Origin of the sequence: Lactonifactor longoviformis DSM 17459, from assembly GCF_900129135.1 — a bacterium.
In the GTDB taxonomy this organism is placed as follows: domain Bacteria; phylum Bacillota; class Clostridia; order Lachnospirales; family Lachnospiraceae; genus Lactonifactor; species Lactonifactor longoviformis.
Genome location: NZ_FQVI01000050.1, coordinates 1 through 13,088 on the forward strand (window position 1 = coordinate 1; position 13,088 = coordinate 13,088).

General features: G+C 46.3%; 10 protein-coding genes and 1 riboswitch. Of the genes, 4 read left to right on the forward strand and 6 right to left on the reverse strand.

Annotated features, from left to right (window positions below):
- Positions 1–83 precede the first annotated feature (83 nt).
- The 5 genes from metK to BUA56_RS21730 all read right to left on the reverse strand — a co-directional run bounded on the left by metK (position 84) and on the right by BUA56_RS21730 (position 5,976).
- Positions 84–1,271, reverse strand: a complete 1,188-nt coding sequence (gene metK, locus BUA56_RS21710; protein WP_072854853.1) for a methionine adenosyltransferase — start codon at positions 1,269–1,271, stop codon at positions 84–86.
- A 165-nt stretch (positions 1,272–1,436) separates the two neighbouring features.
- Positions 1,437–1,535: riboswitch (SAM riboswitch) on the reverse strand.
- 69 nt (positions 1,536–1,604) lie between these two features.
- Positions 1,605–2,897 (reverse strand): UDP-N-acetylglucosamine 1-carboxyvinyltransferase, encoded by a 1,293-nt coding sequence (locus BUA56_RS21715; RefSeq protein WP_072854854.1) that lies wholly within the window; start codon positions 2,895–2,897, stop codon positions 1,605–1,607.
- A 246-nt stretch (positions 2,898–3,143) separates the two neighbouring features.
- Positions 3,144–3,641 carry a shikimate kinase gene (locus BUA56_RS21720; protein ID WP_187143914.1) on the reverse strand — a complete coding sequence of 166 codons (498 nt, stop codon included), beginning with the start codon at positions 3,639–3,641 and terminating at the stop codon, positions 3,144–3,146.
- 65 nt (positions 3,642–3,706) lie between these two features.
- Positions 3,707–4,294, reverse strand: coding sequence for a flavin reductase family protein (locus tag BUA56_RS21725; protein WP_072854856.1), 588 nt, complete (start codon positions 4,292–4,294; stop codon positions 3,707–3,709).
- Positions 4,295–4,314: 20 nt separating this feature from the next.
- Positions 4,315–5,976 (reverse strand): putative manganese-dependent inorganic diphosphatase, encoded by a 1,662-nt coding sequence (locus BUA56_RS21730; protein ID WP_072854857.1) that lies wholly within the window; start codon positions 5,974–5,976, stop codon positions 4,315–4,317.
- Between the two features lie 171 nt (positions 5,977–6,147).
- Here BUA56_RS21730 and BUA56_RS21735 point away from each other — a divergent pair, with 171 nt between their 5' ends.
- From BUA56_RS21735 to BUA56_RS21750, 4 genes are all read left to right on the forward strand, one after another.
- Positions 6,148–7,092 (forward strand): 30S ribosomal protein S1, encoded by a 945-nt coding sequence (locus tag BUA56_RS21735; RefSeq protein WP_072854858.1) that lies wholly within the window; start codon positions 6,148–6,150, stop codon positions 7,090–7,092.
- Positions 7,093–7,147: 55 nt separating this feature from the next.
- Complete coding sequence (locus tag BUA56_RS21740; protein WP_072854859.1) at positions 7,148–8,209, forward strand: PTS sugar transporter subunit IIC; 1,062 nt, start codon at positions 7,148–7,150, stop codon at positions 8,207–8,209.
- Between the two features lie 35 nt (positions 8,210–8,244).
- Positions 8,245–8,778, forward strand: a complete 534-nt coding sequence (locus BUA56_RS21745; RefSeq protein WP_072854861.1) for a cob(I)yrinic acid a,c-diamide adenosyltransferase — start codon at positions 8,245–8,247, stop codon at positions 8,776–8,778.
- Between the two features lie 122 nt (positions 8,779–8,900).
- Positions 8,901–9,629, forward strand: coding sequence for a GTP pyrophosphokinase (locus BUA56_RS21750; protein WP_242946854.1), 729 nt, complete (start codon positions 8,901–8,903; stop codon positions 9,627–9,629).
- 38 nt (positions 9,630–9,667) lie between these two features.
- Here the strand turns inward: BUA56_RS21750 and BUA56_RS21755 are convergent, their stop codons facing one another.
- Positions 9,668–12,643 carry a family 43 glycosylhydrolase gene (locus BUA56_RS21755; RefSeq protein ID WP_072854860.1) on the reverse strand — a complete coding sequence of 992 codons (2,976 nt, stop codon included), beginning with the start codon at positions 12,641–12,643 and terminating at the stop codon, positions 9,668–9,670.
- Positions 12,644–13,088 lie beyond the last annotated feature (445 nt).

The following is a 13,088-nucleotide window of genomic DNA, read 5'->3' on the forward strand; positions in this document are numbered from 1 at the left end:
GCGTTCTTTTTTTACGGGACTTTTTTCACAGCCCCAAAATCAGACCGGCCTGTCCCTAATTCACTCAGCCCTGTCCCCTTTTACTATAAGTATTTCTTCAAAACCTCTGTCTTATCCAGTTTTTCCCACGGCAGATCCAGATCGTTCCTTCCGAAATGTCCGTATGCTGCTGTCTGTTTGTAGATGGGTCTCCGCAGATCTAGCATTTTGATAATCCCCGCAGGGCGAAGGTCAAAGTTCTCACGGATAATTTCAACCAGTTTTGTATCCTCCAGCTTTCCGGTTCCAAAGGTGTCTACCATTACAGAAGTAGGATGTGCAACCCCTATAGCATAGGACAGCTGAATCTCACATTTTTTTGCCAAACCGGCAGCTACGATATTTTTGGCCACGTAGCGGGCTGCGTAAGCTGCAGAGCGATCCACCTTAGTGCAGTCCTTTCCGGAGAATGCGCCGCCGCCGTGACGTGCATATCCGCCATATGTGTCTACGATGATCTTACGTCCCGTCAATCCGCTGTCCCCGTGAGGACCACCAATGACAAATCTTCCTGTAGGATTGATAAAGAACTTAGTATCTTTATCTACCATGTTTTCCGGAATGATGGGGGCAAATACGTATTTCTTAATGTCTTCATGGATCTGTTCCTGCGTGACGTCCGGATCGTGCTGGGTGGACAATACCACTGCGTCCAGCCTGCTGGGAACACCATCTTTGTCATATTCTACTGTTACCTGAGTTTTACCGTCCGGCCTTAAGTACGTGAGTGTACCGTCTTTTCTCACCTTCGTCAGCTGTAGCGCCAGTTTATGAGCCAGAGCAATAGGATATGGCATATATTCCTCAGTCTCATCACTGGCATATCCGAACATCATCCCCTGATCTCCGGCGCCAATGGCATCAATTTCTGCCTCAGACATTGTATTTTCTTTTGCCTCCAGGGCCTTGTCCACCCCCATAGCAATATCTGTAGACTGCTCGTCAATAGCCGTTACCACACCGCAGGTATCTGCATCAAAGCCATATTTTCCTCTGGTATATCCAATCTCCCGCACGGTATCCCGCACAATTTTCTGTATATCAACATACGCCTTAGTGGTAATCTCTCCCATTACCATTACCAGCCCAGTTGTTGTGCACGTCTCACAGGCTACCCGACTCATGGGATCCTGTGCCAGCAGTGCATCCAGAATAGCGTCTGAGATTTGGTCGCACATCTTATCCGGATGGCCTTCAGTTACAGATTCGGAAGTAAATAATAATTTTTCCATACAGCATCTCCTTTATTCTTGTGTTATATTTTCTCACTTGGTCCGCTTTCACCGAAGTACTGTTTTCGTTGCCTTATATGATAAAGTAACATCTTCCTTTCCGACGCAGTGTGATAAAAAAAGGCCCACAACAGTGGACCTCTTATCTCGTCTGATAAGGAAACCCTCTTATTGTTCGAATTACTCGCTCAGGTTGGCACCTTCCGCTGCGGGGGTTGCCGTGACTTCACAGATCCTTTGTATCTCCATCACTCTGAATAAGAGAAAATATAATTATTAAATTGTTAACCACATATACAATAGCTCTTTTTTTATCAGCCGTCAAGTAGAAAATTATCCCACCCTTAATTTAAACTTCTGGATCTCTTTCTCATCGGCTACTTTCTCAATCTCAGCGCCCAGATTCCTTAATTTTTCCTCAAAATGCTCGTAACCGCGCTGAATATATACAATATCATCCACAATTGTAATGCCTTCCGCTGCCAGCCCTGCGATCACCAGCGCTGCGCCTGCACGAAGATCCGGAGCGCTGACTCTTGCGCCTGTCAGCTTATTCACCCCGTCAATTATAGCACTGTTTCCCTCAACCTTAACATCAGCCCCCATACGGGAAAGCTCATCCGCATATTTAAAACGATTTTCAAAAATGCTCTCTGTCACAATGCTTGTACCCTCCGCCAGAGAAAGTGCAACAGCAATCTGCGGCTGCATATCTGTGGGATATCCGGGATAAGGAAGTGTTTTCACATGGGTACGTCTCAGACGTTTGGATGCCACAACTCTCACCGCATCGTCAAATTCCTCTACCTCGCAGCCAATTTCCACCAGCTTTGCAGTGGTAGCCTCCAGATGCTTGGGGATTACATTTTTAACCATGATATCCCCTTTGGTGGCTGCTGCCGCAAACATAAAGGTTCCGGCTTCTATCTGATCAGGAATAATAGAATAATTTGTGCTGTGCAGCTTATCCACACCTTTGATGCGGATCACATCCGTGCCTGCGCCCTTAATATTAGCTCCCATGCTGTTCAGGAAGTTGGCCACATCAACCACATGCGGCTCCCTTGCAGCGTTCTCTATAATAGTGTTTCCCACAGCCATAGAAGCTGCCATCATAATATTAATGGTCGCACCAACAGAGACCATATCTAAAAAGATATGGCTGCCATGCAGTTCTTCCGCCCTGGCCACAATTGCCCCGTGCATAATGTCAACAGATGCACCCATTGCACGAAATCCTTTGAGATGCTGATCGATGGGCCTGCTGCCGATATTGCATCCGCCGGGCAGAGGTACCTCCGCATTCTTGTATTTCCCTAATAAAGCTCCCAGCAAATAATAGGAAGCGCGAATCTTCTTGATAAACTCATATTCCACGCTCACATCCCCGATTGTGGAACCATTGATCTTTACAACGCTTGGGCTGATTTTTTCCACCCTGGCACCAATCTGTTCTATCGCCTCCAGCAATACATGTATGTCACGTACATCCGGTAAATTCTCAACGCAAACTGTCTCATCTGTCATAATTGCCGCAGCAAGTATTGCCAATGCCGCATTCTTTGCTCCACCGATCTCAACCTCACCCACCAGTGGATTACCGCCCTTGATCACATATTGTTCCATATATTAGCACCTCGATATATTTTTACTTATACTCCCAGTTATGAACAACCTCAAGAAGTATAACTCCGTCTTTTTATTTTTAACGTATCTGCCTGTTATTATCTATGTATTAACACGGTGGCAATAAGTTTCTCACACTCCATATTCTACCGTGATTACTTATCATATTATAACAGTCTTAAACATTTGTAAATAAAAATTAAAGATTTCTTGAAGATTTGTTCATATTATCTTCACACTTTTCTGCTATTTATCGATTTTTTCCAAAATTTTCTGCAAAGTACCCTCTACATCCAAATTTTTCTCATTAATCGTTAAATCTGCATATTTTTCATAGAGCGGTACCCGCTCATCATATAATCCCCTTAAGTCTTGTCCCTCTTTCAGGACCACACCCCGCCCTTTCAGGTTCCCCAACCTGTTTTTCAGGGCGCCGTAGGACAGCTCCAGATAGATAACTGTGCCTATCTCTTTTAAGTGCCTCATGGCTTCCCGGCAATAAACGACACTGCCTCCTGTGGCAATGACAGCCCGCTCAGCCTGCAAAGATGCGTTTACCCGGTTCTCTATATTAAGAAATCCCGCTTCTCCTTCTTCCTCTATTATCTCCCTCAGCAGACGATTCTCCTGCTGCTGAATCACTAAGTCCGCATCTATAAACTGGTACCCCAGAACTTTGGCCAGAATTACACCCACCGTGCTCTTTCCCACACCTGGCATACCAATCAAAATAATATTCTTCATACTTTCATCCTTCTGCATATTATCCTATTTATTTTACCATAGGGTTCCTCTTTTCGCAAATAATTTCACCGGCGTTTTTTCTTTGCGCCTTTTTTCTTCCGCACACTGTATCCGAAGGTTCCCAGCTTCTTTCCCAATGAATAGTATTCACCGTGGGAATAAACAATGGGCCTGGACAGGGAAAGATCAAACTTCCCCTTCTCGTCCATATAGGATTCATCCACATGTACCGCCAGAACCTTCGCCGTAAATAGTGTATGGCTTCCGTACGCCATCTCATCCTCCACTCTGCATTCAATGGATACTGGCGATTCCCCGATCAAAGGCGCCTTAACGTGTGCCGCAGGTACCTTTGTCAGGTGCAGATCACCAAATTTGTCCACATCTCTCCCGGAACGGACTCCACAGTAGTCTGTCGCCCAGGCCAGCTTCTCTGTTGTCAGGTTAATAACGAATTCCCCAGTTTTCCGTATCAAACCATAAGAATACCTGTCAGGCCGGACAGAGATTGAAACCATGGGCGGATTCGTACAAACAGTGCCTGCCCAGGCAATGGTTATAATATTATCTCTGCCCTCCCCGTCCGTCACGGAGACCATTACTGCCGGAAGGGGATACAGCATATTCCCCGGCTTCCACTCGATTTTTCCCATCTTAGCTCTCCCTTTCACGTCTAACCATTCTGCTGAATTGTACTCATAAAAGACGGTATCAGCTGTTTCTTTCTGGATACGACCCCAGTCAGCAGATAAGAGCCGTCCCTGGTGCATGCCGCCCCTGGAAAAGCTTCCTCGATCAGCTTATTACTGTTCTCTCCGTAGCAGAGAAGTTCAGAAGATTCCCCCATAATATCGGTAAGCATAAAAAACACCATGGAAATACCGTTTTTGCCGCACTCATTTTTCATAAATGGAATCATCCGGGCTTTTACCTCCTGGAGCTCTTCTGTGCTCATTGAACTAATCTGCCCTACGCCGAACGCGTCCTCTTCCACAATAAACTTTTTAAAATCCTGGTAAAATATTTCCTCCGGTGATTTCCCCGTCAGATTGCTTCCCGCCTGAAACATCTCAGCAGCAAACTTCTCAATATCTATCCCGGCAATCTGTGCCAGGGCTCCCGCTGCCATCTTGTCTGCAAACGTACAGGTAGGGGAACGGAACATCAGCGTATCTGATATAATGGCAGCACAGAGAAGTCCGGCAATCGAAGGCGTAATTTCCAGTGCCTTCTCCGAATATATCTGATACATAATAGTAGCCGTGCAGCCCACCGGCTGATTCCTGAAAAAGATAGGCTGTATTGTCTCAAGGCTTCCCAATCTGTGATGATCTACAATCTCCAGAATGTCGGCTGCTTCCACATTGTCTACCGCCTGAGACTTTTCATTGTGATCTACAAGGATCAGCTGCTTTTTCTTCATGCCCAGCAGATTTCTGCGGGAAACCGTACCCACATACTTCCCGTGCTTATTGATCACGGGGAACGCTCTGTGCCGGTTGGTAGCCATAACCTCTTTTATATTATCTGTAAAGTCATCCGTCTGAAAAGTAATCAGATTCTCCGTTTTCATAAGGGAACGCAGAGGAATGCTCTGGTTAATCAGCCTCGCCACCGTAAAGGTATCCAACGGCGTTTTTATGATAACAATCTGCTTTTCTTCCGCACTTTTTCGAATATCCTCATCGGCCTCCCCTCCCACGCAGATAATCATACAGCTCACATTATGCTGCAGGGCGCACAGCTGATCCTCCCTGCGGTCTCCCAGAATCACAAGGTCATTCTCCTCCAGGTAGGTCCCCATCTTATCCGGATAGGCAGCGCCCACAAAAACACGTCCCCTGGTAAAACAGGCATGCTCATTTCCGACAACGATTTCCCCCTCCACAGTCTTGGCAATGCTCTGATACTTGGTTCTGGCACGGGATAAAAAGAAATTGTCGTGGGCATCCATATAGGACTTAGCAATGTCCCCTGTAGTTATCAGGCCTTCCAGCCTGCCGTCCTCCTTTGTAATAGGAAGAGTCACTGCATTATTCTCTTTCATAATTTCCCAGGCGTCCTTGATGGAAATATTTTTATCCACTCCGGGAGTTTCCCGTATCTCCATATCCTTTACCTGAGTTCCTACATCCGCTATATATCCTGGGGTCTCTACATGGAAACGTTTGAGAATATACTCCGTCTCTTCGTTGAGCTGCCCTGCCCTCTTGGCAACATATCTTGATTTATTGTCTGTACGGTTTTTAATGTCTGCATAGGCAATCGCTGAGCAGATAGAGTCCGTATCCGGATTCTTATGTCCAATCACATAAATTCTCCGCTGTTTTATCATCCTAATTATCTCCTATTTTAATACAAATTCCCAACAGTCACCCTGTTTTGACTTATAGTAACATATTCATTCTCCAAAAGCTACGGGGAAATTGTAAATTATATTTTATACTTTCCCCACATTATGATATAATTATCAGAAAAGCGTCAGCATAAAATAAGGAGGAACACTATGTCTGAAGAAATGAAAACACCGGAAGAAATGACTGCACCCCAAAACCAGGAATCTATGGAGGATTACACCCAGGAATTAGAAGCCTCTTTCAAAAAAATTGAAGAGGGGGATATCATTACCGGCACGGTCATCTCCATAAGTGATACGGAGGTCACTCTCGATCTCCGCTATTACGCAGAAGGCATTATTAAAAATGAAGATTTCAGCCGCACCCCCGGATTTTCTGTAAAAGAACACGTATCCGTAGGGGATGAAGTGTCCGCCACAGTAGTTAAGACAGACGACGGACGCGGCAATATTCTCCTGTCCCGGGTAGAAGCCAACGATATTCTGGCATGGCAGAAGCTTCAGGAACTCAAAGACAACAAAACCATACTTGATGTAACTGTTAAAGGCGTTGTAAATGCAGGAGTTATCGCCTATGTGGAAGATGTGAGAGGATTCATCCCGGCTTCCAAGCTTTCCCTGAGTTATGTAGAGAATCTGGAAGATTATCTAAACAAGCCCATCCAGGTACGCGTCTTTGACCTTGACAAGGAAAAGAACCGTCTGATCCTTTCTGCCAGAGAGATACTCCGTGAGAAGGCGGAAGAGGAAAGAAAGGCCAGAATCTCTAATGTGGCAGTGGGCCTGGTAACAGAAGGTGTTGTGGAAAGCATTCAGCCTTACGGAGCTTTTGTCAGCCTCGGAAACGGACTGTCCGGCCTGGTGCATATTTCACAGATCAGCGAGAAACGGATTAAGACTCCTTCAGAATGCCTCAGCGTGGGGGATCAGGTAAAGGTAAAAGTCATTGCCATCAAAGACGGCAAGCTGAGTCTCAGCATGAAAGCGCTGAACGACGTAGCTGCAAAAGAAATCGAAGAGGAGACCTTTGAACTTCCCAAATCGGAAGAAGTAACCACAAATCTGGGATCTTTATTCAAAAACCTGAAATTATAAGGAGTTTTGAAGGCTTCCTTAAGACTTAATACGAGGTGAGATAGGAGAACTATTCATGTTTAAGAAAATCTTTAACCGGATCTTTATCGATGGGTTAAGCGGTATGGCATCAGGCCTCTTTGCCACTCTGATTATCGGCACAATCGTCCAGCAGCTGGGGAATCTGATAGGCGGAAATATAGGTTCTGTCCTGTATCAGTTTGGAAAGATGGCAGCTGCCATGACCAGCGCCGGCATAGGCGTGGGGGTAGCCTGCCGTTTTAAAGAAAGTCCCCTGGTGGTTCTCTCCGCGGCTACCGCAGGTATGGTGGGCGGATTTGCCGGCAAGATCCTGGCCGGGGCTGTCTTTGCCGCCGACGGTTCTGTGGTTCTGGCCGGTCCGGGGGAGCCCCTGGGAGCATTTGTCGCTGCCTATGTAGCCATTGAGCTGGGGCACATCGTATCCGGACGTACAAAGGTAGATATTTTGGTTACTCCTCTGGTTTCTATTACATCCGGATCCGCGGTAGGACTTTTGGTAGGCCCTCCCATCAGTGCTATGATGACGAAGCTGGGCGCCCTGATTAACTGGGGTACAGAACAGCAGCCTCTGCTCATGGGCATTATAGTATCTGTGCTGATGGGTATGATATTGACACTGCCAATCAGCTCTGCAGCTCTTGGGGTTATCCTCAATCTTTCAGGCCTTGCGGCCGGAGCCGCCACTATAGGCTGCTGCTGTAATATGATTGGGTTTGCCGTGGCAAGCTTTCAGGAAAATGGAATCTCAGGCCTCATCGCACAGGGAATCGGTACCTCCATGCTGCAGGTTCCCAATATTGTACGGAAGCCGGTCATCTGGCTGCCGGCGATTGTATCCAGTGCCATTCTTGGCCCTGTGGGTACCATGCTTTTTAAGATGACAAGCAATGCAACCGGCTCCGGAATGGGTACGGCAGGTCTCGTTGGACAGATTATGACCTGGCAGGTAATGGTGCCTCAGGAGGGCGCCACCGTAGTTCTGGTCAAAATCCTTCTCATGCACTTTGTCCTGCCCGGCATCATTGCCTACGGGGTTTCCCGTTCCATGAGAAAAGCCGGATGGATTAAGCCCGGGGATATGAAACTGGAGGTATAGCGAACAGTGTTTTTAGAATGGGGGATGACACAGATATGAAAAAAGATATTGGATATGTTCACATTTACTGCGGAGACGGAAAAGGGAAGACCACAACGGGAATGGGACTCTGCGTCAGGGCAGCCGGGTACGGGTACCGCGTGCTTCTGTACCAGTTTATGAAGAACAATAAAACCAGCGAACGCAGTATCCTGAAAGAAGTTCCCAATATTACCCTGATGGATGGTCTGGATCAGGAAAAATTCAGTTTTCAGATGTCTGAGGAAGAAAAAGCCGAGAGAACTCTCTTTTATGAAGACCAGTTCCGTAAGCTCACCCAAAAGGCGCGGGAAGAGGATTATGATGTGCTTTTCCTGGACGAGTTAATCTATACCATTCGCGCCGGACTTTTTCATGAGGAACTGCTCCTGGATTTCCTGAAACACAAGCCGGAAAAACTGGAGGTTATTCTGACAGGACAAGGACCCAGCCAGGCGCTGATTGATGCGGCGGACTATGTCTCTGAGATCAAAAAAATTAAGCATCCCTTCGACCAGGGGCTCCCTGCCAGAAAGGGTATAGAATCCTAAACATTCTATTAATTTTTGTTAATCTTTTGCCAAAGTCACACGGTCTATGGTATAATAGGAAAAAGCCATTCTTTAACGCATTACCGCGCTGGTGATATTTTCCAGGGCAAGGCGGCGTGAGAATGGACGATGAAACTAAAGAGGATGTGAGGCCCATGCAAAGTAAGACTCTTCCCATCCGCAACTTTGAAGATGTGGACAGCTGGGAGACCCTGATGTTTTTATACAACGCAGCCCTGAAAGAGATAGGGACAAAGATTGATATTCTGAATGATGAATTCCAGCATATCCATCGCTACAACCCTATAGAACACGTAAAATCCCGTATTAAAAAACCGGAGAGTATTGTTAAAAAGCTGAAAAAAAACGGTTATGAGTCCAGTATAGAAAATATGGTAAAATACGTAAACGACATTGCCGGTATCCGTATTACCTGCTCCTTTACCTCGGACATCTACCGTATTGCTGATATGATTGCCAAGCAAAGTGATCTTAAGATCCTGGCTTTAAAAGACTATATGAAGCATCCAAAGGAAAGCGGTTATCAGAGCTACCACATGCTTGTTACAGTCCCTATTTTTTTATCTGACAGTGTGGTAGACACAAAAGTAGAGATTCAGATCCGCACAGTCGCCCAGGACTTCTGGGCCAGTCTGGAGCATAAGATATACTATAAATTTGAAGGAAACGCCCCGGACTTTATCAGTGAAGAGCTGAAGGAATGCGCTAAGATCGTAGCACAGCTTGACGCCAAGATGCTGTCCCTCAATGAAAGCATAAAAAAAGTGGAGGCCAATGCCTCCGGGGAATATACTTATCAGGACGAAAAAAACAAACAATCTCTTGCATAATGCTAAAAAAGCCGACGGAATATTCCGCCGGCTTTTTTTTATCTTGTTTTTGTCCAAACACCGGAAGCATTTACATAGTATTTCCCAATCCATGTATTTGCCGCCATTGCTCCGTTGTCATACAGATAGTAATAATTTCCTCCTGTATAAACCCATCCGGTCTGCATAGCTCCGCTTCCGCTGCAGTAATACCAGGTACTGCCGTCCTTTACCCAGCCTGTTACCATAGCTCCGTTACTCTTTAAATAGTACCAGGTTCTTCCATCCAGCAGCCAGCCCGTTGCCATGGCACCGCTGTTCTTCAGATAATACCAGGTAGTTCCGCTCTTAATCCAGCCGGTCTGCATAGCTCCGCTTCCATTGCAGTAATACCAGGCAGTTCCAACCTTAACCCAGCCCGTTGCCATGCTTCCGTTGGCATTCAGATAGTACCAGGTAGTCCCATCCAGCAGCCAGCCCGTTGCCATAGCTCCGCTCTCTTTCAGATAATACCAGGTTCCGCTCTCCTTCAGCCATCCGGTCTGCATAATTCCGCTTCCGTTGCAGTAATACCAGGTGCCCCCTGCCATTACCCATCCGGTTGCCATTCTTCCATCCGCATTCAGATAATACCAGCAGCTTCTGTCCTTCAGCCATCCGGTCATCATAGTTCCATCTTCTCTGAGATAATACCAGTTTCCGCGGTCATTTGCCCAGCCTGTGGCCATCGTTCCGTCGTTCTTCAGGAAATAACGGTTCTTTCCGTCCTGAAGCCAGCCAGTCTGTCTGTAACCATTAGTGTCAAAATGATACCACTTGCCGTCAATCTGTTTCCAGCAGTCCTGTGGCCATGTGTCGTCTCCGTTGTCATACCACCAGCGGTCACCGCTCTGTACCCATTCCGGCGGAGCGATGATTCTTACCTGGAACTGTGCCTCAGCGCCCTCAAAGCTTATTGTTACCGTCTGAAGTCCGCGGACAGAAGAATCGAATCCACTGACTTTATATCCCATTACTCTCTGGCTTCGGCCGTCAGAGAAATCTGCTGTCACCACCATGCCAGTTTTGTCAAAGCTTTCACCCATCTGGTATGCTGTTTTATAATCACCGCTCAGGGTAATTCCTGTAACAGAAGGTGTCTCATCGTCAGCATCGTTAAATGGAGTAACTGTGATATTTTCAAGGAATACTCTGGAGTTGCCGCCTTCAAGTCTAACGGTATTAGTTGCCCCGGGAGTCATATCATTTACTGTAAATTCAGAGTGACCAGTGAAGAAGGACTTGCCTCCTGTAGCCAATGTGTTTACATAAGAATAATCTACACCATTGACAATCAGTTTTAATTTTCCTTTGTCAGGAGTTGAAAAATTAATGCCGATGGTTGCTCTTCCGCCTACCTCACCGCCGTCTACATTATTAAATACAACTGCGCTGCCGCTTTTGTGAAGGTTTGTAACTACATTGCCTCCGGACGCCTTGTCATTTGCCAGAAGTGCCGCATCCCCTTCCAGCTCTGCTTCATCCGCCTGATAAGTTACCATATCCTCAGAAGGCTCTAATCTTGGGCCTACAGGCTCCACACTGTCCAGAGTCTGCTCAACCATAAGGATCTTTCCATCCTCGTCAAACTCCAGCTTATCCACACACACGGAACGAAGATTCCCGGTGCCGGAGATTGCTTTATTATGATAGAACAGATACCATTCTCCCTTGTACTCCACCACAGAACCGTGAGAGGTGTCGCAGCCGGTGGAATCCAGGAATACATCCTGATACTCCCATGGACCAAGAGGACTGTCGCTGGTAGCATATTTCATACGGTTTCCGTTTCCGCCGTGGTTATCGGGATATGTAAGATAATAAAGTCCGTTTCTCTTAAAGATCCAGGTACCCTCATGGAAATCATCCAGTCCCTCCATGGGAACAGGCTCAGATTTAATGGATATCATATCCTCATTTAACTCGGCACCTACGCATTTGCCGCCGCCGCCCAGGTAAATATAAGCCTTTCCATCGTCATCCATGAATACACAGGGATCGATCATAGCATCGCCGCCCATGCCTTCGATGTACCCTATATCTGTGAAGTCTTTGTCCGGGAACTTGCTGGTTGCTATGCCAACCTTCCATGAGTCATTCCATTTGGATTCGCTTGGATGGGGATAATAGAAATAATAGGTTCCGTCTTTATAAGCCGCATCCGGCGCCCACATAAATCCGCCTTCGGGACGGCCCCACTCCACATCATCAGAGCTAAGGATTTCTCCTTCATCAATCCAGTCAACCATATTATCAGATGAGAATACATGGTATCTGTCCATCAGATCACAGCCTCTGGCAGGATCCGTATCATGGGAAGCATAGATATAGATTCTTCCGTCATCCCATACATGAGCAGACGGGTCCGCTGTATACATGCTCTTAATAATAGGGTTATTCGGCTGAATAATCTCAACCTCTTCCGGTTCTACTGTGCCTGGCTCGGTTACATCACTTACGTCAATGTAATCAATATTTACCCAGCCGTTATCTGCTTTATCTCCCAGTGTAGTAGATACATATACTACATTATCGCCCTCCTGCATGTCCACCTTAACAGACGCACGTTTCTTACCAAGTATTTCAACCCTTTTGGGCGTTCCGTCATTGGTTTTTACCGCAATGTCATTCGCAGGTCTGTCGCCCCCAGAGCAAACATAACCAACAACAACTTCTACCACCCCATTTTCCTCTCTGGGAACGGTAATCTCCACATGGGAAGTATTCTTAAATTCAAAATCGAGGGCATCAAACCCGCTTCTCATTTTATCCAGATTCGCTACAGCGGTACCATTTGAATAATCATTGCCGTGCTCAAACTCTTTCCCCGGCTCAATTCCATAAGTAACTCCGTCCTCTGCCTCATAACGGGTATATCCTTCCGGAATCTCAGGCGGCGCCGCAAACACCGCAGTACCCGTAGATAAAATCATAGAAAGAGTTAATGTTGCTGATAATAAACCTGCAAAGCCTCTTTTTCTTTTAATCCTGTTCAATGTAAAACCTCCTCCGCTTACTGTTATACTTACGATTTGCCTCTTCTGCAGATTTCCGCTTATGTCTTCTTATGTCCCATATCTACATCTCCTCCTTATATACTTGTTAATAACAGAATATCACGAAAGGAACTGGATTATATTGCTATTCTCCTGTATGTTTTTGTGTCAAGTTATTTTTTTATAAAATTTCTGGATATTTTTGCTATTTTGTATGACAATATTCTCCTATTGCAGTTAAATGATAGTTTTGTGTATGTGAAGTTCGAGGTGAAATAATCGGGTTGCGGACGGACGGATATAGGAGGGTGCACCGGGGAGACAGGGCCAGGCCAGGGGGCGGGGGATAGGGACAAGTCAGCTCGAGGCTCCGTTCCCCTCAGCTAAGTCCTACCAGCTGCTAAACTCGTCAGGAAAGCCTTCCTCGTTAATCAGCTGGTGGACT